Origin of the sequence: Paenibacillus flagellatus, assembly GCF_003217775.1 — a bacterium.
In the GTDB taxonomy this organism is placed as follows: domain Bacteria; phylum Bacillota; class Bacilli; order Paenibacillales; family NBRC-103111; genus Paenibacillus_AB; species Paenibacillus_AB flagellatus.
Genome location: NZ_QJVJ01000016.1, coordinates 92,716 through 115,348 on the forward strand (window position 1 = coordinate 92,716; position 22,633 = coordinate 115,348).

23 protein-coding genes are annotated in these 22,633 nt (G+C 60.6%); 4 read left to right on the forward strand and 19 right to left on the reverse strand.

The window, feature by feature from the left end; all coding sequences use genetic code 11:
- Window position 1: 1 nt before the first annotated feature.
- The 14 genes from DLM86_RS27680 to DLM86_RS27745 form a co-directional block, all read right to left on the reverse strand.
- Entirely contained in the window at window positions 2–832 is an 831-nt protein-coding gene (locus tag DLM86_RS27680; protein WP_110843311.1) for a nitroreductase family protein, read from the reverse strand.
- Window positions 832–1,341 (reverse strand): GNAT family N-acetyltransferase, encoded by a 510-nt coding sequence (locus tag DLM86_RS27685; RefSeq protein ID WP_110843312.1) that lies wholly within the window; start codon window positions 1,339–1,341, stop codon window positions 832–834. Before DLM86_RS27685 ends, DLM86_RS27680 begins: the two co-directional genes overlap by 1 nt.
- Window positions 1,334–2,374: a M14 family metallopeptidase gene (locus DLM86_RS27690; RefSeq protein WP_110843313.1), complete on the reverse strand. Its 1,041-nt coding sequence runs from the start codon at window positions 2,372–2,374 to the stop codon at window positions 1,334–1,336. Before DLM86_RS27690 ends, DLM86_RS27685 begins: the two co-directional genes overlap by 8 nt.
- A complete protein-coding gene (gene purB, locus DLM86_RS27695; RefSeq protein ID WP_110843314.1) occupies window positions 2,371–3,750 on the reverse strand; it encodes an adenylosuccinate lyase in 1,380 nt (459 codons plus the stop codon). The genes DLM86_RS27690 and purB overlap by 4 nt, the downstream gene beginning before the upstream one ends.
- Window positions 3,751–3,762: 12 nt before the next feature.
- Window positions 3,763–5,130, reverse strand: coding sequence for an MmgE/PrpD family protein (locus DLM86_RS27700; protein WP_110843315.1), 1,368 nt, complete (start codon window positions 5,128–5,130; stop codon window positions 3,763–3,765).
- Window positions 5,127–6,293: an amidohydrolase gene (locus DLM86_RS27705; protein ID WP_110843316.1), complete on the reverse strand. Its 1,167-nt coding sequence runs from the start codon at window positions 6,291–6,293 to the stop codon at window positions 5,127–5,129. Before DLM86_RS27705 ends, DLM86_RS27700 begins: the two co-directional genes overlap by 4 nt.
- A gap of 30 nt (window positions 6,294–6,323) precedes the next feature.
- Window positions 6,324–6,635, reverse strand: a complete 312-nt coding sequence (locus DLM86_RS27710) for a 2Fe-2S iron-sulfur cluster-binding protein (protein WP_110843317.1) — start codon at window positions 6,633–6,635, stop codon at window positions 6,324–6,326.
- Entirely contained in the window at window positions 6,632–8,332 is a 1,701-nt protein-coding gene (locus DLM86_RS27715) for an L-aspartate oxidase (protein WP_110843318.1), read from the reverse strand. The genes DLM86_RS27710 and DLM86_RS27715 overlap by 4 nt, the downstream gene beginning before the upstream one ends.
- A gap of 26 nt (window positions 8,333–8,358) precedes the next feature.
- Window positions 8,359–9,855 carry a tripartite tricarboxylate transporter permease gene (locus DLM86_RS27720; protein ID WP_110843319.1) on the reverse strand — a complete coding sequence of 499 codons (1,497 nt, stop codon included), beginning with the start codon at window positions 9,853–9,855 and terminating at the stop codon, window positions 8,359–8,361.
- Window positions 9,856–9,896: 41 nt separating this feature from the next.
- Complete coding sequence (locus DLM86_RS27725; protein WP_110843320.1) at window positions 9,897–10,373, reverse strand: tripartite tricarboxylate transporter TctB family protein; 477 nt, start codon at window positions 10,371–10,373, stop codon at window positions 9,897–9,899.
- Entirely contained in the window at window positions 10,370–11,263 is an 894-nt protein-coding gene (locus tag DLM86_RS27730) for a tripartite tricarboxylate transporter substrate binding protein (RefSeq protein WP_245954966.1), read from the reverse strand. The genes DLM86_RS27725 and DLM86_RS27730 overlap by 4 nt, the downstream gene beginning before the upstream one ends.
- Before the next feature lie 431 nt (window positions 11,264–11,694).
- Window positions 11,695–12,399 carry an AAA family ATPase gene (locus tag DLM86_RS27735; protein WP_110843366.1) on the reverse strand — a complete coding sequence of 235 codons (705 nt, stop codon included), beginning with the start codon at window positions 12,397–12,399 and terminating at the stop codon, window positions 11,695–11,697.
- Window positions 12,400–12,719: 320 nt separating this feature from the next.
- On the reverse strand, window positions 12,720–13,769 hold the full coding sequence (locus DLM86_RS27740; protein ID WP_110843322.1) for an NAD(P)-dependent alcohol dehydrogenase: 1,050 nt from the start codon (window positions 13,767–13,769) through the stop codon (window positions 12,720–12,722).
- 60 nt (window positions 13,770–13,829) lie between these two features.
- Window positions 13,830–14,036 (reverse strand): hypothetical protein, encoded by a 207-nt coding sequence (locus DLM86_RS27745; RefSeq protein WP_110843323.1) that lies wholly within the window; start codon window positions 14,034–14,036, stop codon window positions 13,830–13,832.
- A 180-nt stretch (window positions 14,037–14,216) separates the two neighbouring features.
- Here DLM86_RS27745 and DLM86_RS27750 point away from each other — a divergent pair, with 180 nt between their 5' ends.
- Window positions 14,217–14,552, forward strand: a complete 336-nt coding sequence (locus DLM86_RS27750; RefSeq protein ID WP_245954969.1) for a TetR-like C-terminal domain-containing protein — start codon at window positions 14,217–14,219, stop codon at window positions 14,550–14,552.
- Window positions 14,553–14,662: 110 nt separating this feature from the next.
- On the opposite strand, the gene DLM86_RS27755 is transcribed toward DLM86_RS27750, so the two are convergent.
- Both DLM86_RS27755 and DLM86_RS27760 read right to left on the reverse strand, forming a co-directional pair.
- Window positions 14,663–15,457: a TrmH family RNA methyltransferase gene (locus tag DLM86_RS27755; protein ID WP_110843325.1), complete on the reverse strand. Its 795-nt coding sequence runs from the start codon at window positions 15,455–15,457 to the stop codon at window positions 14,663–14,665.
- A 23-nt stretch (window positions 15,458–15,480) separates the two neighbouring features.
- Window positions 15,481–16,140: a potassium channel family protein gene (locus DLM86_RS27760; RefSeq protein WP_110843326.1), complete on the reverse strand. Its 660-nt coding sequence runs from the start codon at window positions 16,138–16,140 to the stop codon at window positions 15,481–15,483.
- Window positions 16,141–16,290: 150 nt separating this feature from the next.
- On the opposite strand from DLM86_RS27760, the gene sspI reads away from it, so the two are divergent.
- Window positions 16,291–16,497 (forward strand): small acid-soluble spore protein SspI, encoded by a 207-nt coding sequence (gene sspI / locus DLM86_RS27765; protein ID WP_110843327.1) that lies wholly within the window; start codon window positions 16,291–16,293, stop codon window positions 16,495–16,497.
- A gap of 188 nt (window positions 16,498–16,685) precedes the next feature.
- Window positions 16,686–17,360, forward strand: coding sequence for a GntR family transcriptional regulator (locus DLM86_RS27770; protein WP_110843328.1), 675 nt, complete (start codon window positions 16,686–16,688; stop codon window positions 17,358–17,360).
- A 66-nt stretch (window positions 17,361–17,426) separates the two neighbouring features.
- Here the strand turns inward: DLM86_RS27770 and DLM86_RS27775 are convergent, their stop codons facing one another.
- From DLM86_RS27775 to zwf, 3 genes are all read right to left on the reverse strand, one after another.
- Window positions 17,427–19,010 carry a peptide chain release factor 3 gene (locus DLM86_RS27775; RefSeq protein ID WP_110843329.1) on the reverse strand — a complete coding sequence of 528 codons (1,584 nt, stop codon included), beginning with the start codon at window positions 19,008–19,010 and terminating at the stop codon, window positions 17,427–17,429.
- 36 nt (window positions 19,011–19,046) lie between these two features.
- Window positions 19,047–20,108: a metallophosphoesterase family protein gene (locus tag DLM86_RS27780; RefSeq protein WP_110843330.1), complete on the reverse strand. Its 1,062-nt coding sequence runs from the start codon at window positions 20,106–20,108 to the stop codon at window positions 19,047–19,049.
- Between the two features lie 278 nt (window positions 20,109–20,386).
- Entirely contained in the window at window positions 20,387–21,937 is a 1,551-nt protein-coding gene (gene zwf, locus DLM86_RS27785; protein ID WP_245954971.1) for a glucose-6-phosphate dehydrogenase, read from the reverse strand.
- A gap of 216 nt (window positions 21,938–22,153) precedes the next feature.
- Between zwf and DLM86_RS27790 the strand changes: the two genes are divergently transcribed.
- Entirely contained in the window at window positions 22,154–22,540 is a 387-nt protein-coding gene (locus DLM86_RS27790) for a hypothetical protein (RefSeq protein WP_110843332.1), read from the forward strand.
- Window positions 22,541–22,633 lie beyond the last annotated feature (93 nt).

Sequence of the window (22,633 nt, forward strand, 5' to 3'; positions counted from 1 at the left end):
GCTAGTCCAGCACGAACCCGTGCTCCCGAAGGAAAGGAGCCAGCCCGCGCCGGAATTCGTTGCCGCGCGCCATCCGCCGCGCCGTATGCTCCGCCCATCCGTAATGCCCCGTATCCTGTTCGGGTTCCGGGGTCACGCCGGGAATGCGGACTCTGCGTCCTTTGTATATATCCGATCGCGCCATTCGTTCGTCGTATTCGGCGATGCCTCGATCCATGCGCTCGGTCGAATAGGTTTCATGATGCACGACGACCGATTGAGGCAATCGCGGTTTCACGCTGTTCGGACGGGAAGGATAACCCACCGCCAAACCAGTCGTCGCGAATACGCCCCTCGGCAGACGGAGCAGTTCCGCGACTTCTTGCGCCCGGTTGCGGATCGCGCCGACCATGCAGCAGCCCAGGCCGAAGCTTTCCGCGGCGAGCGCCGCGTTCTGCGCCGCCAGGGCGCTGTCGATGACGGAGACGAGCAGTAGCTCCAGGTAGTCGGAACCGAAACGGTATCCTTGTTTCTCGGTGACGTACCGATGACGGCTCGAATCCGCGCAGAAGACGAGAAACAGGGGCGCTTGTCCGATAAAAGCTTGATTGTCGCACAGCTCCTGCAGCTTGTTTTTCCTCTCGGGTTCGCGGACGACGACGACGCTCCACGATTGGAAATTGGACGATGTCGGCGCGCTTTGCGCCGCAGCGGCCATCGTCTCGACAAGCCCTTCGGGCAGCGCGCGTTCCGGGTCGAAGCCGCGAACGGACGAGTGGCGTACGATCTGATCGATGACCGGGTTGCGCAGCGCCTCGAATACGGGCAGCCCGTCGACGGAAAAGCGATCCATCAGTGTCCTCCTAGCCCCTCATTCGGGATCAGTATTTTTTTCATATAGACGGTCAAATGTCCTTTGCCCAGATCCTTGGAGCCTTGGATGTCGTAACCGCGCCGTTTGTACATATCGATCAGCCAAGGATGACGGTCCGCCGTGCCGAGCGAGACGGCCGGGGATTTGAGCGTATCCCGGATCATCGCTTCTTCGGCCCACGTAATCATTTCGCGTCCGATGCCTTTGCGCCCCGCTTCGGGATCGCTCGCAAACCACCACAGATGGGGTACACCGTAAGGGCCCGGAGACGGCCCCCACGGCATCCTCGCCGAGATTGTGGAGACGATCTTGCCTTTCTCTTCCATCACGAAGCACATATTTTCCCGGACGTTCTTCTCCACCAGGGCCAGGTCCGCCGTCGCGGCGGCGAAGTGAATGCCGAGCGCGCGGATCGGCGCGTAAGCGCGGAGCGACAAGTCGAGCAGCGCCGGTGCGTCCTTCAAGGCCGCTTGACGAAATTCAGCCATGCCGTTCGTCCTCCTCCCATGCGATGCCGATGAAAGCTACCCGGTCACCCGTATCTACAGGAGGGTTGCTTCTCGAGGCGATGATATACGTCATCTGCTCGGCGACAATTTCCTGTACGGTGCCGAACATATCGACGATGCTGCAAATCCGTTCTCCCGGCTGCACGACGGAGCCGCTCGGAGCGACGTCGACCGCAAGGCCTCCCCGGTCGGCGTAGAGAAACCGTCGCTTCGTGATCGTGAGCGGCTTGGCCGCGGAGCGGTGTTCCCGGGCTTCGGGAGCTTCCGGCCACATGCCCAGGTCGTGCATGACCGCAAGTATCCCCCTTTCCCCCAAGGCGACCATCTCGGGCTGAATCCGACCTCCCGAGCCGAGCTCGGCCATAAAGGCCGGAATGCCGTGCTTCAGACACTGCACGTCGAGGAAACCGGCCACGTTGCCCGGCAGCTCGTTCAGACTGCCGCCCAGATCAACGCGGCAGTGTGCCGTTCCGCCGAACGTCCGGGCCATTCGTTCCGCCTGGTCGCAAGTGTCCGCCGATGCGGCCGGCAGCCTCTTGAACACCGTATAAGGCAGCGCGTCGTAAGGCGTGCCGAGCGTATGGAAATCGATCAGATGCGTGGCCGTGCTCCTGATCTTCTCGAACAGCAGGTGCGCGAGACGTTGGGAGAGCGTTCCCGCGGGATCCCCGGGGAACTGCATGTCCATGTCCAGCCCGTCTTGCGGCGTGTTTTTCTTCCTCGCTTGAAAAGCAAGCGGGTTGGAAATCGGCGTGGCGACGACCGCGCCGGCCAGCTTCCGAGGGTCCAGCTTCGGCAGCAAGCCGCGAATGGCCATCGTGCCGTTCAGCTCGTCCCCGTGGATCGCCCCGTTCAACCAGAGACAAGGCCCCGGCTTCACGCCGTTGACGATCAGGACGGGAATTTCGACGGCTCCGCGGTGGGATAGCTCCGCTACCTTGACGTTCCCGGCCGCGTACTCTCCGGGATCCGCCTGCAGCCCTCCCCAAGAGAGGGTCCGATCTTCGCTCATTCCGCCTCCTCCTCCCGCAGCCAGCCCGCCGCCTCGGCCGCGGCCAACACCCGGTCGACGATTTCCGGAGCCGAGCCGAGATACGTCGCCGGATCCATCAGGTTCTCCAGCTCCTCCTCGCCGATCGCTTCGCGAATGCGAGCGTCGGCCATCAGCGCCTCGCGGAAAGGAACCCCATCTTCGACGCTCTTCATGCACAATTCGTAGACGACCTCGTGCGCCGTTTGCTTGCCCATCGGCTTCGCCAGCACGAACATGACGCGCTCCGAGAGCAGCAGGCCGCCGAGCAGGTTCAGGTTGCGAAGCATGTGGTCCGGTTTGACGACGAGGCCCGCGAGGATCGCTTTGGCGGAGGCCAATTGGGACGCGAGATAGATGCAGCTTTCCGGAAGCGCGATCCATTCGCCGCGCCAACTCATCGCGTCGCGCTCATGCTCGACGATCATCGCTTCCTGGACAAGCGCGACGTTATAGCGGATCGGCTTGGTCAGGCTCGCAAGCCCTTCCAGAGCGGCCGGATTCCGTTTATGCGGCATCGTCGAGGAACCGATTTTCCCGGAAGAAAACGGCTCTTCGACCTCGTCGATCTCGGTGCGCATCAGATTGTAAAACTCGTTGCCCAACTTGCCGAGCGTGCCGCTGATCATCCCGAGCACGCCGGCGTATTCCGCCGACCGGTCGCGCGACGAATGCCAGCAAATGTTCGGTGCCTGCAGTCCCAGCCGTTCCATCGTCCGGCGTTCCACCTCCGGTCCGAGCGGCCCGAAAGAAGCGTATGTGCCCACGCCGCCTCCGAGCACACCGGCGAACACCCGGGGCTCCGCTTCGTGCAACCGTTCCAGGTGGCGGACGACTTCGTCGAGCAAGACGGCGACCTTAAAGCCGAAAGTCGTCGGAAGCCCTTGCATGCCGTGAGAGCGCCCCGCCATCGGCGTCGCCCGATGCTCGCGCGCCAGCTTGGCCAGCTCGCGGGCAACGGTCCGAAGATCCCTCACGATGATGCGGTGAGCTTCTTGAAGCTGAAGCATCATCCCCGTATCGACGATATCCTGCGTCGTCGCGCCGTAATGCACCCACTCTCCGTGTTCGGGTCCGCACAGCTTCTGCAGCGCTTTCAGCGTCGGCATCAAGGAATGCTTGACCTTCAACACGTCCCGGGCGATCTCCTGAATGTTCATCAGCTCGACCTTCGCTTTGGCGGCGATCGTCTCCGCCGCTTCGGCCGGCACGAGCCCCAACTCCGCTTCCGCGAGCGCGAGCGCCGCTTCGACGTCCAGATGCTTCTGCAGCCGGTTCTCGTCCGCCCAGACTTGGCGCATCTCCGCCGTGCCGAAATTGTTCTGAAGCATGATCATATCGATGACATGTGACGGCATGTTGTCGTCCTCCTAGATGTCTGGAATAAAGTTCGATAAGTTCTCTATCCGTTCAAGCCGGCTAATCTTGTCCGGCAATCGTCTCCACGCGTCAGGCATGCGCCTTGCGGCATCAGCGAACTTGGCCGCCCGCTCTTCCTTCGACAGCGGACGGCCCGGAGAGCCTCGCGGGCAGTCGACCCGTTCCGTCAGCGTCGTTCCGTCCGCGAGCTCGACGCGGAGCACCGTAAATCGGCCCTTCGGCATCGCGTTCGGCGCCGGCGCCAGATCCGCGTCGTAGCGGCGGCTTACTTTGGCCGCAAGCGCCGCCAGATCCGCGCGAATCGGGCGCTCGGAGAACGTCCCGATGCCCAACTCCCCGTCGGACAGCGCCGCCGCAACGACGTACTCGGCGCTGAACCGCCCTTCCGCCCCGGTCTTCGGCTCTCGCACGACGAGCGCGGCGTCTCCTCCGGGCGGATAGACGACTTCCGCCCGAACGACGTCTTCGGCTGCGAATTCGCGCGCCGATCGGATCGCGAGCGCCGCGTCCGCCGCGTGATGAGCGGCGGAACAGCAAGGATAAGGCTTGAACCATAGCCCCGGTTCGACGATCTGCCAAGGCTGCCCCCACGCTTCCGCGATCCGTTCCGGACGAGCGCCTTCTCCGCCGAACAGCGATAGGAAACCGATCGGTCCGTCCAGCGGCTCCGCCGCGCCGGAGAAGCCCGTCGCCGCCAATCTGGCGGCGAACAAGCCCGCACGGGCCGCGATTCCCGCATGCAGTGGCTTGACCGGACTTCCGAAGTGAACCCGCAAGCCGCCCGATTGCGTTCCGGCCAAGCCTAGCGCGCGAATGGTCGCGTCGACGTCCAGATTGGCCAGCCGGGCGCATGCGGCCGCGGCCCCCAGCGTCCCGAGCGTGGCCGTGCTATGCCATCCGGCCTCGTAGTGCCGGTTGCCGAGCGCGAGGCCGACCCTGCACATCGTCTCCGCCCCGACGGCGTAAGCCGCCATCAGCTCCGCGCCGGACGAGCCCCTTTCCTCCGCTTCGGCCAGCAGCGCCGACATCAGCACCGCGCTCGGATGGCCCCGGATGCTCTCGTGAACGTCGTCGTAGTCGAGTGCGTGGCTTAGATACCCGTTGATGAGCGCAGCGTCCGGCGCGGACGCGCGACAGCGGAAGCCGAGCACGGACGAGACTCCCGTATTCCGCCCCTCCGAGCCGATTCCGAGTGCCCGGAGCAGCATCCCCGCCCCCGTGTCGGAAGCCGCGGCCAGTGCCGACGCGATCCAATCCAACACGGCCGCGCGCACGGCTTCTGCGACTCCCGCGTCCTTCAGCGGCTCGGAACGGACGATCCGCTCGGCCAGCCCCCGCGTCAACGATCCGGCGCTCATCCGACCGATTTCAGCGCTTGAGCGGCCGTTTCGGCGAAGTACGACGCACTGATCGCCAAGGCGTCTTCGTTCAGCGTAAATTTCGGATGGTGCCATTGCTCCGTACCTCCGGTCCCCATCCAGATGAAACAGCCCGGTACGCGTTCCTGATAAAGAGCGAAGTCCTCGCCTCCCATCGTCGGAATGGCGTCCGTGACTTGGAGGCCTTGGGCGGCCGCGGCCGCCCGCATGATCGCGGCCATTCGCCCGTCGTTGTTCACCGCGGGCAGCATCGCCGTCCAGTGCAGCCGCGCTTGCGCCCCGTACCCCTCGGCGACGCTCTCGACGATCCGCTTCATCCGTTCCGGTATCGCGCTTCTCGCTTCGGGCTGGAACGTCCTGACGGTCCCTTCCAGTACGCCCGAATCCGGAATGACGTTCCAGGTCGAACCGGACTGCAGCTTGCAGACGCTCACGACCGCCGAATGATGCGGACTGACGCCTCGGCTTACCAGCGTCTGAAGCGCGCCTACGATGGCGCTGCTGACCACGATCGGATCGACGGCGGCGTCGGGAATACCGGCATGCCCTCCCTTGCCGAAGACGTCGATCTCGAAGCGGTCGACCGACGCCATCAACGGGCCCGTGCGGATGCCGATCGTACCTACGGGCAGCTCCGGCTTGTTATGCATGCCGAACACGGCCGTCACGCCTTCCAGGACGCCCGCCTCGATCGCCGCTCGCGCGCCGACGGCCAGCTCCTCGGCCGGCTGGAACAAAATGCGCACCGTGCCGTCCAGTTCGCCGGCAAGCTCCTGAAGCAGCTTCGTCGCCCCGATCATCGACACCGTATGGAAATCGTGCCCGCACGCGTGCATTTTCCCCGGAATTTGGGAAGTGTACGGCAAGCCCGTCTCTTCGTTCACCGGCAGCGCGTCAATATCCGCGCGAAGCAAAATCGTCGGACCCGGTCGCGCGCCCTTCACTTCGGCTAAAACGCCGGTCGGCAAATCCAGGTCCAGCAGCCGGATGCCCGCTTCGGTCAGCCAAGCCCGGATCCGGGATGTCGTCTCGTACTCTTCGTTCGACAATTCGGGAAACCGGTGAAGCTCCCGGCGCATCGCGACCAGCTGCGGTTGAAGCGACGCGGCCCGCTCCCTGAAAGCCGTCGATATCGTGGTCATGGTTGCATGCTCCTTCTCTCTCGATCATGATTAGTCGGCCGGCCAGAAATCTTTCGCCGTTTTCATGGCCGGTTCGAGGCGCAGTGGCCCGTCCGGCACGGGCTGCCTGCAGCCCAACCTGTTTTTCCCGTTGACCTTCACCAGGCAGCTTCCGCAAAACCCTCTTTTGCAGGCATGGTCGTAGAAAGCGAAAGACCCGTCCAGCTCGTCCGCAATGCAGCGCATCAGGTCGAGAACGGTCATCCCTTCCCGATACGGCACCGTATAAGGCGCAAAGACGGTCTCGGCCGCAGACGATTCCTTGCGCGCCACTTCGCAGGTCAAGACGTTTCCGTTCGTCATGTCCGCTCCCCCTCTTCCCTCGCCAGCTTTCGGATGAGGGCCGAGCCGTCGGACAGGCGGATCGCCAGGCTGCAAGCCCATTCGCCGCTTTTCTCCGGAGCGTCCAGACGCACGTGCGCCCCGCGACTCTCCCGCCGTTCCAAGGCGGAGGCGGCGACGCTCCATCCGGTATCGATCATGTTGCGCAATTCCAGCGCCTTGCCGGCATCCCTGTTATAAACCAGCGAGGACTCCCGAAGGCCGAGCCGCTCCGGCAGCTCCTCCCGCAGCGAAGACAAGCGATTGAGCGCGCGTTCCAGTCCTTCCGCCGTACGGGTCGCGCCGGCGTCCCGCTGCATGAGCGACTGGACTTCCGCCCAGCCTTCGCTTGGCTTCAGTTCGCTTTCGCCGCGGGATACGCGGCTCAGTATGCGCCGAACCGGTTCCAACGCTTCCTCTACGGCACGGCCGTCCGTCCCGGAGGACGGCAGCGGATGACGCAACGCGTAAGCGGCGGCGCTTCGCCCGGCAATCGCGCCGAACACCTGGTTCTCGGACAAGGCGTTGCCCGCCAGCCGGTTCGCGCCGTGGATGCCGCCCGAGCACTCGCCTGCGGCGAACACTCCAGGCAAGCTCGTCGACGCGTCCGGCTCGATGCGCAAGCCGCCCATGAAATAATGGGCACCGGGAGCGACCTCGCGGTCCACCGCGTCCCGGTCCACGCCTACGTCTTCCAGCAGCCTTTGCTGCATTTGCGGAAATTCGTCCGGATCCATTCCTCTCGTGCTGATATACAATCCGCCGGCATCCGTTCCGTTACCGGCGGCGATCTCCCGGGACATGACCCGGGACATGACGTCGCGGGTCGCTTCCCGCAACGGGCCGACTCCGTATCGGTCCCAGAAATCTTCACCGTGGCGGTTCAGCAAACGCGCTCCTTTGGGAATCAATATTCCGGAATTGAACATCAGTCCTCGGGCCCCCGGCGGAGATACCATGACGGACGGATAATGCTGGACGAACTCCATGTCCGTCAATTCGATGCCGGCGCGAAGCGCGAGCCCGTATCCGTCTCCGGTCGCCTCGAACGGATTCGTGTTCAATTCGTATATTTGACTGCCGCCCCCGGTCGCCACGACGACGGCCGGCGCCTCGTACATCCGAAGCTCGCCGCTCGGCTGATGATAAGCGGCGACCCCGTGCACGACTCCGTCGTCTACGATCAAATCGATCGCGTGGGTGAACGCGTGAATCGGGATGCGGGCCTGCTTGACGGCCTTCACCAGGACGCGAACCATCTCGCGGCCGACGGCGTTCCCGACGTGTACCGCCCGTGCGAACGTATGGCCGGCCAACCAGCCGAGATGCGGTTTCGAGCCGTCCTCCTCCAGGTCGAACGCGACCCCGAGCCGTCCGGCGAAGGCAACCGCATCGCCCGCTCGTTCGGCTAGCACGCGAACAAGCCGCGGATCCGCTATTCCTTCCCCGGACCGAAGAATATCGCCCGCGAATACTTCCGGGCTGTCCCCCGGCTTCGCTGTGGGCAACACCGCACAGAACGAATAATGGGCCGAGAGGGTTCCTCCCGACCGCTGCGGCTCTCCTTTCGTCAACAAAACCGGGCGGGCTCCAAGCTCCGTCGCGGCCAAAGCCGCTCGGAGGCCGGCACCGCCGCTCCCGACAATGACGACATCGTATCGTTCCCGCATCATTTCCATAGCCGCTTCCTTCCTTTATCGTAGGATCAGGTGCCGCTCCGGCGTGACCGGACCGCTTGGAAGAGACGACGCACGAGCGGCCAGACCGTCACGACCAGACCGACCGCCAGCAGCGTGCCGGAAATCGGACGGTTGAACAATTGCCACATGTCTCCCCTGAAGATCAATGCCGATTGACTGAGCGAGTTTTCCAGCACCGGGCCCAGAAGAAGCCCGAGCACGAGCGGCGACGGCTCCATCTTCGCTTTTTTCAGCAAGTATCCGACTACGCCAAAGATCATGAGTACGATAACGTCGAACATGCTGCTTCGGACGGAATACGCGCCGATCATGCAGAACATCATGACGATCGGCATCAGCACCTTTGACGGCAGATGCGCGACCTTCGCGAACAAGCCGACGAGCGGCAGATTCAGCACGAGCAGCATGACGTTCCCGATGTACATGCTCGCGATGAGCGCCCAGAACAAGGAAGCATGGTCTTTGATCAAGAGCGGTCCCGGCGTAATGCCTTGAATCATGAACGCGCTAAGCAAAATCGCCGGCAGGGGCGAGAACGGAACGCCCAAGGACAGCAGCGGCACTAGAGCGCCGGTACTGGCGCCGTTGTTGGCCGATTCGGGGCCGGCGACACCTTCGATCGCCCCCTTGCCGAATTCCTCGGGATGCTTCGACAGTTTTTTCTCCAAGCCGTAGGAAGCGTAAGTGCTCAATATATTGGACGGTCCGGGCAGTAAGCCCATCAAGAAACCGAGCAAGCCTCCTCGTACGATCGGGCCGGCGCTGCGTCGCAGCTCCGTCTTGGTGGGCATCAGCTTTTTCAGGGAAAGATCCGCCCGCACCGGCTTCTGATACGACTGCTCGAGCGCCCCGAGCACTTCCGACATGCCGTAGAACCCCATAATAATCGGCACGAAGTCCAGTCCGTCGATCAGCCAGGGCGAATCGAACGTGAGCCGCAGCGAACCGCTCATCGGGTCGATTCCGATCAAGGAGAGGACTACGCCCAACGCGATGAGCATGTAGCTCCGGATTAAGGAGGTGTCGGTCAATCTCGACAGTACGAGCAAGCCGACCAGGACGATCGCGAATTGCTCGGGCGGCCCAAACTTTAAGGCCGCCTTGGCGATCGGCGGCGCGAGCAAGGTCAACAGTACCATGCCCAGCGTTCCCGCCACGAACGATCCGATCGCGGCGATGGAAAGCGCGGCTCCCGCCCTTCCTTTCTGCGTCATCTTATAGCCGTCGAGCGTCGTCACGACCGATGCGGCCTCCCCGGGCACGTTCACGAGAATCGACGTCGTGGAGCCCCCGTACATCCCTCCGAAATAAATGCCCGCGACGAGAATTAGCGCCGAAGTCGGTTCCATCGAGAAGGTGAGCGGCAGCAGCATCGAGATTGCGCCTACCGGTCCCAATCCGGGCAAGACGCCGACCAGCGTGCCGAGCGCCACCCCGAGCAAGCATACCAATAAATTAAAAAACGAAAACGCGGACGATATACCCGCGAATATATCTTCCATACCGGTCACGCCGTTCTCCCCCCAACATCGTCAATCGAAACTTATAGCCAGATGCCGGGCGGCAAAGTAACCCCCAACCATACATCGAAAATGAGCCAGATCGCGGACGTCGTCGCGACGGCGAGAACGGCAAGCCGCCATCCTCTGAGTCCCAGCACGAAGCCCGATGCCGCCAAAGCGGCGAACATGGCGATCACGAAGCCGAGCATATACGATACCGCCAAAAACAAGGCGAATATTCCGCTGAACGACAACAGACCTCGCCAATGGACGGGCTCGTCCGCTTCGCGTTCCTCGGCGGGACCCGTATGATGCGGACGGCTTCCCAGCAGACCGATCAGCATCAAGACGCTTAAGCCCGTCAGAAGCCCTCCGAACACGATCGGGAAAAAACCGGGTTTCAGTTGGCGCAACGAACCGAACGGCAACTCATAGGATTGTCCTATCGTAATCAGCCCCGACGCCAAGAACAGAAGCGCCGTCAACAACCTCGCCCTGCGCACCGTCTTGGTCATCATTTAATCTGACCGAGCTTCTTGTAGATTTCGCCCGTCGTCACGAACCACTCGTCCACTTCGGCTTTGGCGTCGGAGCCCTTTTTGTAGCCGAGCTGATACCCCGCTTGGTTCATCAATTGCTTGAACTTGTCCGATTCGTAAACGGCCTTCGTCAGCTCGTCGATTCTTTGAACGACGTCGTCCGGCACTTTGTTCGGAATGATAATGAAGTGGCCCGCGCCGCCGGTGACGCCTTTGACGCCTTGCTCGCCGCCGGTCGGAACGTTAGGCAGCAGATCGACCCTGTTCTCGCTCAGAACGGCGAGAGCGCGCAGGTCGCCGGCTTCGACTTGGCCGCGAATCTCCGGCACGTTCATGAAGCCCGCCATGACGTGCTTGCCCAACACGGCCGGAAGAAGCGTACCGCTTCCCTGGAACGGTACGTGCTGCAGCTTGATTCCCACGCTGTCCTCCAACATGGTAGCCAGCATCGCGACGACCGTGCCTTCGCCCGGATTGCCGACCGTCACCTCGCCCGGATGCTCCTTCGCGTAGCCGATCAGGTCTTGAAGCGTTCGGAACGGCGAATCCTTCGGAACGACGACGGTCACGACCATGTCGCCGACTTTGTTGACGATGGTAAAATCGTCTTTCGTATATTGCGCCGGAGTGATATGCAAGGCCGAGGACATATGGCCCGTGGCGGCCCAGAGCCACGTATAGCCGTCCGGCTTCGCCTTGACGAGCTCGTAATTGCCGACCGTGCCCGATCCGCCGCCGACGTTCTTGATCGTAATCGGCTGGTCGATGATGCCCTTGGCCGCTTCGGCGAAGGAACGGGCCAAAATGTCGGACACGCCGCCCGCGGTAAACGGAACGATCAATTCGATGTTTTTCGTGGGCCAATCCAACTTTTGCGCCGCCGGAGATGCGTTAGCGGCGTTCGCTTCCGACGTGTTGGAAGCCGAATTTCCGCTGTTCGAGCATGCCGCAAGAAGCGTAAGGATTACAATCATAAATGCGAGATTGCCGAATAAATGCCGTTTTTTCATAGAAGCTTGCCTCCTGGTAGATTTCGTGTTGATGTCGCGAAAACGCAAAATAACGTGACAAAGAGTGAAGATCCGGTGCAGTGTCTTGATGTTGTTCTTGTTCACCCGAGCCAAGTTAGCCGCGGAAGGATAAGGCCTTGAAGGAATAAAAAAAAGCACATAGAACACTCAAAAATAACGAGTGTTACATGTACTTCCAGTTGTCTGGTCAGTATATTTAATTAATTCCCATCGGCTTTATTGGTTTAATAGTACAACAGTTCATATATGGCGTCAAGCAATAGACCGGCTCAGTCCTCGAACAATTCGTCCAAGACGCGGTCCCGGTTTTCGAGAAACCGCCTGGTCACGATGTAATGCAGCGTATCTTCATACCGGATTTCCCGGATCGGTTGATCGTCGAAATGAAAAATTTGCGCACGGGGGTAACCGAGCAAAATCGGCGAGTGTGTCGCGATCATAAACTGGGCGTCCTGCTCCAAGTCTTTGATGATGCGCATGAACGCCAGCTGCCTGGCGGGCGAGAGCGCCGCCTCCGGCTCGTCCAGCAAGTAGATCGCTTTTTTGCCGAACCGGTGGGTGAACAGCGAGAGGAACGCTTCTCCATGGGATTGCTCGTGCAAAGACCGGCCGCCGTAATAGCGGAGGCTTCCCGGCATCGTGTCCAGATGGGAGGCGAAGTGGTAGAACGTCTCCGCTCTCAGGAAAAAACCGTTCGTTATTTTCGGCAGCCACGACAGCCGGATATGGTTGCCCAAAGCGGATTCCGAGGCGTCCACCTCATACCTATTGTTGCGCCCGCCCCCCGCCGTATGAAACCCGCATTGATAGGCGATTGCCTCGAGCAGCGTGGATTTGCCCGACCCGTTCTCCCCGACGAAAAACGTAACGTTCGTCCGGAATTCGAGCGACGTCAAATGCTTGATCGCCGGGATGTCGAACGGATAGCCGTCCGTTCCGGCTTTATTCAACAAGTCGAGTCTTCGCAAGAACATGATTTCGGTCCCCTCCATCGCGCTGCCTTTAGGTGGCGGCCGGCACAAAAACCGGATCGCGGCCGGCTCCTCCGGTCCTACCCGACGTCGGTGTTCAGCCCAAACCTATTTTACTATAACATAAAAGCCTGCGGACCACTTCACCCAGGGAAGTTTGGTCTACAGGCCGAGCCCTGTCTAACAGGAGACAGTCTTACCCTCCATGATTGCAATTTGTGATTTTCCTCATCTGTCACCGGTGCCAACCGGTTCGGCAATCGCTTCGCCAATGAAAACAAGCCGTTGTCCGAAAACAATGGCTTGTTGATGACGCCCGAACGTTATTCATTCTCCATCGTGCGGATGTCGATCACAAATCGATACCGTACGTCTGACACTAACACGCGCTCCCACGCTTCATCGATCTGATTCGCGGAAATCACTTCAATTTCGGGTGCGATGTTATGCTCCGCACAGAAGTCGAGCATTTCCTGCGTTTCGCGAATTCCACCGATCATGGAGCCGGCGAACGAGCGGCGGTGCGGGATCAGGGAGAATACCTGAACCGGCAGCGGCTCCGCCGGCGCACCGACGTTGACCAATGTACCGTCCAGCGCCAGCAACGACAGATAGGCGTTAATATCGATCTTCGCGCTCACGGTATTGATGATGAGGTCGAACGAACCGGCAAGCGTCTTAAACGTCTCCGGATCGCTCGTCGCATAATAATGGTCCGCGCCAAGCCGCAAGCCGTCCTCTTTCTTTTTTAACGTTTGGGATAAAACCGTAACCTCAGCCCCCATCGCATGAGCGAGCTTCACCGCCATATGTCCGAGCCCGCCGAATCCGACAACGGCTATTTTCTTGCCGGGAGCGGCTCCCCAATGGCGCAGCGGCGAATACGTCGTAATGCCGGCGCACAAAAGCGGCGCAGCGACGTCAAGCTCCATGCCGTCGGGAATTCGAACCACGAAATCTTCCGTTACGACGATGTGGGTGGAATAACCGCCCTGCGTATATTGCCCGTACCGGTCGATCGCCGCATAGGTTCCCGTATTGCCGCTGAGGCAATATTGCTCTTCCCCTCTTTGGCAGTTCACGCATTCCCGACAGGAGTCGACCATACAGCCTACCCCGACCCGGTCCCCGACCGCATATTTTGTAACTTCCGAACCGACCTGGGTGACGATTCCGGCGATCTCGTGTCCCGGAACGAGCGGATAGTTGACAGGACCCCAGTCGCCGCGAGCGGTATGGATGTCGGAATGGCAAATGCCTGCATATTTAATCTCGATAAGGACATCTTGCGGCTTAAGCTCCCTGCGCTCGATCGTGGTCAGCTTGAACGGACCTTCCGGACGGAATACGGCACGTGCCTTCGCGGTAATCATAATGTAACCTCCTACAGGAACGAGCTTATCTTTTTCACAGGCATGCAAAAAAAGGTGGAATCAGTCTTGCTCGGCATGCCCTTGAATGAATAGCTGTTGCTGTTTGTCATTGTTTGGTACGGCTGCTGCCGGTGCAGCATCCGATTGCTGCCGAGCGTATTGGATCAGCTCGTTGCACCCTTCGATGACTTGACTCCAGTCGCTATTGGAGCAAGCGTTGCGGATCTCCTGGCATTGATGCTGCCAGCTTTGTCCGGCTGTCTCCATACTGGCCCTCCTCCTTTGTAACGTCCGGTATTTTAACCAAAACGTAGGATCGGCCATGCCGGCATCTTTTATGCGCATCGTGTTCCACCCTGCTTTTTATTTCGCCTTGTTTCTCGTATATAATACACAATAGTGTATTACGAAACATATATGTATTATCGTAAAAACAAGCTCCGCACAATGAACGAAACCGTGTGCGAAATGGAGTGGAAACCGGCAACGAAAATCTGTTTCGAATACTTGGAAAGCCATTACTTGTTTTTTTCGACGATGTTGGCCAATAAGGGCGCACCGTACTTTCGCAATCGATTCCTGGAGTATCAAATGGAAGCGTTCAAAAAGGAGCTCCGTAAAACGGACAAGAAACATAGCGAGGTCAGCGAAGAGATTATTGTTCATTTTGTTGCCTCGGCTTACGTTGGGGTAGTGGAATGGTGGTTAACGAACGGAATGCCGTATCCGCCTAGTGTTATGGCGGAACAAGTGGGGACGTTGTTTGAAGCCATTTATAACTAGAATGGTTATCGGTTAACCGTCCGACCTCAACCAAAGGGCAGCAAACCCTTATCGTAGAAGGATTTCGCTGCCGTCCGAGGTTTTAAACCAAACGATCCTATCGGTGTCCATTACAGCCCCCGCTGCCGCATCGCCTCGAACAGCAGCACTGTCGCGGCCATCGCCACGTTGAGCGACTCCGCGCTCCCCTTCATCGGGATGATGACGTGCTCGTCGACTTGGGCCGCCACCTCGGGCGAAACGCCCTTCCCTTCGTTGCCGAGGACGATCCACGTCGGGCCCGTGAAGTCCGCCTCGTAGCACGTCCGGCTCGCCTGCAGGCTCGCGTTGAACAGCTTGACGCCGCGGCGCTTCGCTTCCGCGAGCAGCGGGAGCAGATCGGCTTCGGCGACCGGGACGTGAAACAGCGAGCCCATCGTCGAGCGGACCGTCTTCGGATTGTACAGGTCGACCGTCCCCCGCCCGAGAACGACGCCCGTCGCCCCGACGGCGTCGGCCGATCGGACGATCGTGCCGAGATTGCCCGGGTCCTGCACGCCGTCGACGACGACGACGAGGCCGTCGCGCCGTTCCAGCAGCGATTCGGCCGACAGACGCGCCTTCTCCACGATCGCGACGACCGCCTGCGGCGTTTGCGTGTCCGACACCTTGGCCAATACTTGCTCCGATACCGGGATGCATTCCGCGCCTTCCATGGCGGCCGGTCCGATCTCGTCCGGCAAGCCGCGAAGCTCGGAATACAAAATCGTCTCGACCGCCGCTCCGTGACGCAGCGCCTCTTGAACGAGATGGACGCCTTCGATGATATACGCGCCCCGCTTGTCCCGTCCTTTTTTATCGAGAAGCTGGCTCCACCCTTTGACCCGCGGATTGTTTACGGAACGGATCGGTTCTTGTCGGTTCATGCGGTGCTCCTCTTTCCGTCAATTTAGGCGAATACGCGCTCCAAATGACGGAGCTGCTCGTTTTGTCCGACGACGATGAGCACGTCGTCCTGGCGGATCGAATCGTCGGCGTGCGGCGAAATGTTCATTTTGTCGCCGGTCTTGAGCGCCATGACGTTGCAGCCGTACTTCGCCCGGATGTCCAGCTGGCGCAGCGTCTGGCCGACCATCGAAGGCGACGCCCGCAGCTCGACGATGCTGTAGTCGTCCGATAGCTCGATAAAATCGAGAATGTTCGGAGATATTAAATGATGCGCGACTCGCAAGCCCATATCCCGCTCGGGGAAGACGACTTTGTCGGCGCCGATTTTTTTCAGTACTTTGCCGTGAAGCTCGGTTTGCGCTTTGACGACCAGAAGCGGCACGCCCAATTCCTTCAAGATAAGCGTCGTCAAAATGCTCGACTGGATATCTTGCCCGATCGCCACGACGACGACGTCGAAATTGCGGATGCCGAGCGCCCGGAGCGCTTCCTCGTCCGTCGAATCGGCTTGGACCGCGTGCGTGACCATGCCGGATACGTCCTGCATCCGCTGTTCGCTCGAATCGATCGCCAGCACCTCGTGGCCGAGCTCGTAGAGCGACTTCGCGACGCTCGAGCCGAAACGTCCCATTCCGATTACGGCATATTGCTTCGTTTTCATGCCGATGCTCCTTTCCGGGTCCGGAAGTTGTCGTCGTTTTATTATACCACAACGCTTCTTGCCCATCATAGCAGCCCCGGCGACCGATACATGAACGCCGGACGTTGTGCGCATATTAAGGATCAGAATACGAAACCGGAGGTCCGACCCATGATTTTAAGCTTACGGCAAGCCATCATCCAACGCGTTCACGACAAGTCGACGGACGAGCTGAAAGAAGTGATCGACGGCTCCATCGGCGGCGACGACAAAGCGCTGCCCGGTCTCGGCGTCCTGTTCGAAATCATATGGGAGCATAGCGGGCAGCAGCTGCAAGATAGCATGGTGGAAACGTTGAAAACCCACTTGGAGTCGTAATCGGACCGATAGCAAGCCGGGCACGCCCGGCCCGTTCGCGCCGTTGCCGGAAACCCGGCCAACGGCTTTTTGCCGTTACGGCGTCTTCGGTGACGACTTCCCCCTTTCCAACCGGCGGACGACACGCTATACTGAATTTATTGTTTTTTTTTGTCGATTTTTCCAGTCAAGCGCAAAGGAGTCTTTCCATGTCCGACGTACCTCTGGCGGAGATCGCCTACCGGGACATTCGCCTGAAGCTGTTGAACGCCGAATACCCGCCCGGAACGATGCTGTCCGAGAGCGAGCTGGCCGCCAAGCTGCGGATGAGCCGCACGCCCGTAAGAGCCGCCATCGCCCGTCTTGAGAAGGACGGATACTTGGAGACGATCAACAAGCGGGGCATCCTTGTGAAAGGGATCGACGTCCGGGAGCTGCACGATCTGTTCGACCTGATGACGGCGCTGTACGTATACGCGCTCGACGTCGCCGACCGTCACCGCATCGAGCCGGATCTGCCTTCGCTCCGCCACCACCTCGAACGGCTCGCCGAAGCGCACGATCATAACCGGTACCGCGATTATTACGAGCACGGCCTTCTGTTCATGCGCACGCTATTGTCCGGGCTGAACAACGCCTGCCTGCTCCGGACGTTCGATACGTACCAAGACAAAGTGCTGTTCTACGTGATCGGCCATCGGGCGCAGGACGGCTCGTCCCGTCCTTTTACCGGCAAAAGTTTGTACGCCGATTTGTACCGTCTGCTGTCCGAAGGCCGTTTCCTCGATGCGAAGCGGGCGATTCTCGAATCGGAATGGAACATTCGCGAGAAGCTCGCCCGGCACGGATACGCGGACGGGCTGGCCGTCTCCGGGCAGCGCTAAAAAAACCTCCGTTCCCGTCTGTCGACAGGAAAACGGAGGTTTTTGACTTGACCGGTTCGACGATCCTTACGGTGCCGTCTCGAGAAATTTCGCCTGCGGCATTTTTTCAATCGCGCTGCGCATCGCGTATTCGTTCTCGAACAGGGCGACGTAATTGTCCTTCTTGTCCTTGACGAGCAGCGAGTTGATGCGGAATTTCGACGGGTCGATCTTGTCGTCGACGACCCAGCGGGCGAACTGGTAAGGCAGGCGCTGCAGCAAAATTTCCACGCCGTACTCCGCCCGCATCCGGTGCTCCATCACCTCGAACTGCAGCTGCCCGACGACGCCGAGAATCATCTCGTCGAAGCCGACGGTCGTCCGGAACACCTGAATCGTTCCTTCCTCGGTCAGCTGGTCGATCCCTTTCAGAAACTGCTTTTGCTTCAGCGCGTTCTTGATCGTCACTTTGCTGAACATTTCCGGAGAGAACGTCGGCAGCTCCTCGAATTCGAGCGCCGGTCCTTGCGTGAGCGAATCCCCGATGCGGAATATGCCCGGATCGAACAGACCGATAATGTCGCCGGGAAACGCCTCTTCGACGATGTCCCGCTCCTGGGCGAGAAACTGCTGCGGCTGCGACAGCTTGATGTCTTTGCCGACCCGGACGTGCTTCACCGACATGCCGCGCTCGAACTTGCCCGAGCAGATGCGCAGAAACGCGATCCGGTCGCGGTGCGCCGGGTTCATGTTCGCCTGGATTTTGAAGATGTAGCCGGTAAACTTCTCGTACGTCGGCTCGATGACGCCTTGGGTGCTGTTGCGCGGCGTCGGCTCGGGCGCCAGCTGCAGGAAGTTTTCCAAGAACGTCTGCACGCCGAAGTTGTTGATCGCGCTGCCGAAAAAGACGGGCGTCAGCTCGCCGCTCGCCACCCGCTCCAAATCGAACTCGTCGCCGGCGATGTCGAGCAATTGAAGCTGCTCCTGCAGCTGCTCGTACAAGTAGTCTCCGGCGATTTCGCGGACGAGCGGATCGTCGTAGCCGCTCACTTCGCGCACCTCGATCTCGTCGTGGTCGCCGCCCTTGAACAGCTCGAGCCGCTTCTTCACCCGGTCGTACACGCCGCAAAACTGCTTGCCGGAGCCGATCGGCCAATTCATCGGATACGACCGGATGCCGAGCAGCTGCTCGATCTCCTCCATCAAGTCGAACGGATCGCGGCCTTCGCGGTCCATCTTGTTCATGAACGTGAAAATCGGGATGCCGCGCTTGCGGCATACCTGGAACAGCTTCTTCGTCTGCGCCTCGACGCCCTTCGCCGAGTCGATCAGCATGACCGCGCTGTCGGCGGCGGTCAACGTCCGGTACGTGTCCTCGCTGAAGTCTTGGTGGCCCGGGGTATCGAGGATGTTCACCTTATGCCCTTCGTAATCGAATTGCATGACGCTCGACGTTACCGAGATACCGCGCTGCTTCTCGATTTCCATCCAGTCCGACGTCGCATGGCGGCTCGCCTTGCGGCCCTTGACCGTTCCGGCCAGCCGAATCGCGCCCCCGAACAGGAGCAGCTTCTCGGTCAGCGTCGTCTTCCCCGCGTCGGGGTGGGAAATAATCGCGAACGTCCGGCGCTTGCGCACCTCGGTCAATATGTCCGTAGAGGTAGGGTTCATGAGTTTCGTGTCTTTCCCTTCTTCGTATTCCGTTGCTTACACTTTCGCCCGTTCGAGCGGGACGGTCCAATTCGCCGCCTCGATGAACGAACGGGTCGTAAATTCCCGGCCCCGCAGCACGACCCGGTCCTCGTACACTTGCACGTACAGTCCCTGCGACTTCTCCTTGCCGCCCTGGGTACGGGTACGGCCGACGGAGGCGTTCATGAACCAGTGGAACGTCTCCTTGCTGTAGTGCGACGAGCCGTTCTCGTAGTCTTGATGCGTATGTCCGGAGATGACGAACACGTTTTTGTACGGCTTCAGCGCCTCGCGGAACTCTTTGGCGCGGATCAGCCGGTGCGAGCCGCCGTCCTGCCCTTCCGGCGGCAGCGGCTGGTGAATGAGAACGATGATCGGTTTCCCGTCCTTCGTCTCCTTCAGCTTCGCCTTGAGCCATTCGAGCTGCTCGTCGGAATACCAGGCGCCCTCGCCCACTTCGGGCTTCTCCTGCGCATACGCCTCCTGGGACATCAGAATGACGTGGTAGCCGTTAAGCAGGACGTCGTGGTACGGCTTCGCGTAGCCGAACAGCTTCTGGAACCTTGCCCGCGACTGCGCGTCCGTTTTGCCGTTCGGGAACGCATCGCGGTTGAAGCCGCCATTCTTGTCGATCCAGACGCCGTAATAATCGTGGTTGCCCATGTTGGCGTAATACGGGGGAAGCTTGTATTCCTTCAAAATCGCTTCGAACGATTTGTACTCGGACTCCATCGAGTAGTCGGTCAAGTCGCCGCCGAACAAAATCGCGTCCACCTTCGATTCGAGCTTGACGATGTCGTCCAGCGCCATCCGCAGCTTCCGCGGCGTACTCTCGTCGTAGATCGAGATGTGCAGGTCGCTCAGCACGAAAAACGAAAGCAGCGGCTCCGCGGACACGACCGGCTTCGCCTCCTGGGCATGCGCCGGCTCGGGATGGACCGGCACGACGATGTCGGCCGCCGCCGGCGGGGGCGTCTTCGTGCCGAATCGGGTCAGCAATTGAAACAACGCGTAAAACGATGCGGCCACGACCGCGGCGGCCGCCGTCAACCATTTCAAAAATCCGCGTCTCGACATGCGTTCACTTCCATTTTACCAGGATGGGGCAGCCACCGTTCCTTCATTATAGCGGTTCGGACGGTGTCGTGCATAGAAGGCGAGGCTAGGGCCATCCAATCCAAAAAAGACCTTCGCATCCGAAGGTCCCGGCGGACACGGCCGCCGCCCGCGCGGACGCTTGCGACAGCATATGCGCGAGCGAGCCGTCTTGCGCGTCGCGGTCCGGCGGCGGGCGCCGCTTCCCTTGCACTCTCCGTACTCAAGGAAACGGCGCCGCGCCCGGTCCGGTTCGACGATTATTTCCCGGCGACCGGCGTCGCCCAGACGACCTCGCCCTCGTGCTGGCCGTTCACCGGCCACCACTTGAAGCCGTCGCGCGCGAGCAGCGCTTGGGCGGCCTCCGGCCCCCAGGAGCCGGCCGGGTACGGATGGAGGTCGACGTGCTGCTCGCGCCAAGCTTGCTCGATCCGGTCGACGAACTTCCACGCCAGCGCCACTTCGTCCCAGCGGGTGAAGTAGGTCGAGTCGCCGCGCGCCGCGTCGTACAGCAGCCGCTCGTACGCCTCAGGCGTATTGATGCCCACCTCGCAGCTTTGGCAAAAATCCATCGCGATCGGCACGATGCCCCATTCGGAGCCCGGCCGCTTCGCGTTCATTTTCAAATAGATGCCTTCGGTCGGATTCACCCGGAAGACGAGCAAATTCGGCTCGAGCTTCGTCTTGCGGGAGAAGTAGACGTTCTCCGGCATGTTCTTGAACTCGACGACGACTTCGGTCGTCTTGACCGGGAGACGCTTGCCCGTCCGGATATAGAACGGCACACCCGCCCAGCGGAAGTTGTCGACGAACACTCTCGCGGCGAAATACGTCTCCGTGACGGAATCCGCGGGGACGCCCTCCTCGCTCCGGTAAGCCGGAAGCGGCTTGCCCTTATGCTCGCCGGCGGCGTATTGGCCGCGCACGACGTTGTCCCGTACTTCCTCGGCGTCGCGGAACACGCGCAGCGAGCGGAGCACCTTCACCTTCTCGTCGCGGATATCTTCCGGCTCCATCCGGCTCGGCGGCTCCATCGCCATCATCGTGATCATTTGCAGCATATGGTTTTGTCCCATATCCCGCAGCGCTCCGGCATGGTCGTAGTAGCCGCCGCGCTCCTCCACGCCGACCGTTTCGCTCAGCGTAATCTGGATGTTCGCGATATGCTTGTTGTTCCAGAGCGGCTCGAAGAACGCGTTGGCGAACCGGACGACCTCGATGTTCTGCACCATTTCCTTGCCGAGGTAATGGTCGATCCGATATACCTCGTCCTCCTGGAACACTTGGCGGATTTGCTCGTTCAGCTTCTCCGCCGACGGCAAATCGTAGCCGAACGGCTTCTCGATGACGAGCCGGTGCCAGCCCGGCGAATCGAGCAGACCGCCGTCGCGCAGGTTGAAGCTGACGCTGCCGAACAGCTCCGGCGCGAGCGCCAAATAAAACAGCCGGTTGCCCCCGATGTCGTAGCTGTCGTCCAGACGATCGGCCAGCTCCTTCAGCTGCCCGAACGCCTCCGGCTTGTTGATGTCGAGCGACATATAGTGGAAGTGACTGGCGAACTTCTCCCACTGCTCGTCCTCTTCCGCCTTGTAGCGGGCGAATTCCCGGATCGACACCGAGACGTCCTCGCGGAATTGCTCGTTCGTCCGCGGACGGCGGGCGAGCCCGATGACCGCGAAGCGTTCGGACAGCTTGCCTTCGCGGTACAAGCTGTAAAAGGCCGGAAACAGCTTCCGGCGGGCCAAGTCGCCGGTGGCCCCGAAAATGAAAAAGAGTGTGCGATCGGCTCCGCGATCGCCCAGATCCGTCATCGTCATATGCTCCATCATTCTTTCCTATGTATATTCGTCCGGACGGTCCCGGCCGTTATGTATAGTAGTGTAGCATATCGCAACGCGACAATCCATGGCCCGCCCGCACGCCTTTGGAAAAATGGGCGCGCATCCGCTGGGCGGTTGACCATGCGCCGCCCGGCACCGGTGAATAGCCTATACCGAGAGTGCACAACAGGGAGGTGCAACATACCGATGAACCGAATCGATCCCGTCACCGAAGAATCGTGCAGCCGTTTTATCGGCATGCCCGTATGCGCCGTGCTGCACGACGGCACCCGCCACTACGGCGTCATCAGCCGCGTTTCCGGCGGCAAGCTCATCTTGAACGATACGCCGGAAACGTCGCAGACGTCCGGCTCCGTCAAACGGTCGAAAGGCAAGGCGAGCACGTCGGCCCGACCGAAATCCGGCAAAGCGAAAAAAGGCGCACCCGCAGGGCAAGCGGCCATTTCCGCCTTTCCGGCCGAAGTCGGATACGGATACCCGTATCCATCCCCTTATCCTTACCCGTACCCGTTCGGAGGACGAATCGCGCTCGACTTGGCCGCGATCGCCCTGCTGTTCCTGCTGTTCATCTGACAGCTCCTCCATGCGGTCGTACGCCTTCCGCCGCAACGCCCGAAGCCCCCGTTCCTTCGAGGAACGGGGGCTTCGTCGTTGATGCGCATTCGA

Excerpts from the sequence above, each read along its gene's own strand:
- DLM86_RS27680 (WP_110843311.1), bottom strand. The coding sequence starts at position 832 with ATGGATCGCTTTTCCGTCGACGGGCTGCCCGTATTCGAGGCGCTGCGC.
- DLM86_RS27685 (WP_110843312.1), bottom strand. The coding sequence starts at position 1,341 with ATGGCTGAATTTCGTCAAGCGGCCTTGAAGGACGCACCGGCGCTGCTC.
- DLM86_RS27690 (WP_110843313.1), bottom strand. The coding sequence starts at position 2,374 with ATGAGCGAAGATCGGACCCTCTCTTGGGGAGGGCTGCAGGCGGATCCC.
- purB (WP_110843314.1), bottom strand. The coding sequence starts at position 3,750 with ATGCCGTCACATGTCATCGATATGATCATGCTTCAGAACAATTTCGGC.
- DLM86_RS27700 (WP_110843315.1), bottom strand. The coding sequence starts at position 5,130 with ATGAGCGCCGGATCGTTGACGCGGGGGCTGGCCGAGCGGATCGTCCGT.
- DLM86_RS27705 (WP_110843316.1), bottom strand. The coding sequence starts at position 6,293 with ATGACCACGATATCGACGGCTTTCAGGGAGCGGGCCGCGTCGCTTCAA.
- DLM86_RS27710 (WP_110843317.1), bottom strand. The coding sequence starts at position 6,635 with ATGACGAACGGAAACGTCTTGACCTGCGAAGTGGCGCGCAAGGAATCG.
- DLM86_RS27715 (WP_110843318.1), bottom strand. The coding sequence starts at position 8,332 with ATGGAAATGATGCGGGAACGATACGATGTCGTCATTGTCGGGAGCGGC.
- DLM86_RS27720 (WP_110843319.1), bottom strand. The coding sequence starts at position 9,855 with ATGGAAGATATATTCGCGGGTATATCGTCCGCGTTTTCGTTTTTTAAT.
- DLM86_RS27725 (WP_110843320.1), bottom strand. The coding sequence starts at position 10,373 with ATGATGACCAAGACGGTGCGCAGGGCGAGGTTGTTGACGGCGCTTCTG.
- DLM86_RS27735 (WP_110843366.1), bottom strand. The coding sequence starts at position 12,399 with ATGTTCTTGCGAAGACTCGACTTGTTGAATAAAGCCGGAACGGACGGC.
- DLM86_RS27740 (WP_110843322.1), bottom strand. The coding sequence starts at position 13,769 with ATGATTACCGCGAAGGCACGTGCCGTATTCCGTCCGGAAGGTCCGTTC.
- DLM86_RS27745 (WP_110843323.1), bottom strand. The coding sequence starts at position 14,036 with ATGGAGACAGCCGGACAAAGCTGGCAGCATCAATGCCAGGAGATCCGC.
- DLM86_RS27750 (WP_245954969.1), top strand. The coding sequence starts at position 14,217 with ATGAACGAAACCGTGTGCGAAATGGAGTGGAAACCGGCAACGAAAATC.
- DLM86_RS27755 (WP_110843325.1), bottom strand. The coding sequence starts at position 15,457 with ATGAACCGACAAGAACCGATCCGTTCCGTAAACAATCCGCGGGTCAAA.
- DLM86_RS27760 (WP_110843326.1), bottom strand. The coding sequence starts at position 16,140 with ATGAAAACGAAGCAATATGCCGTAATCGGAATGGGACGTTTCGGCTCG.
- sspI (WP_110843327.1), top strand. The coding sequence starts at position 16,291 with ATGATTTTAAGCTTACGGCAAGCCATCATCCAACGCGTTCACGACAAG.
- DLM86_RS27770 (WP_110843328.1), top strand. The coding sequence starts at position 16,686 with ATGTCCGACGTACCTCTGGCGGAGATCGCCTACCGGGACATTCGCCTG.
- DLM86_RS27775 (WP_110843329.1), bottom strand. The coding sequence starts at position 19,010 with ATGAACCCTACCTCTACGGACATATTGACCGAGGTGCGCAAGCGCCGG.
- DLM86_RS27780 (WP_110843330.1), bottom strand. The coding sequence starts at position 20,108 with ATGTCGAGACGCGGATTTTTGAAATGGTTGACGGCGGCCGCCGCGGTC.
- zwf (WP_245954971.1), bottom strand. The coding sequence starts at position 21,937 with ATGACGGATCTGGGCGATCGCGGAGCCGATCGCACACTCTTTTTCATT.
- DLM86_RS27790 (WP_110843332.1), top strand. The coding sequence starts at position 22,154 with ATGAACCGAATCGATCCCGTCACCGAAGAATCGTGCAGCCGTTTTATC.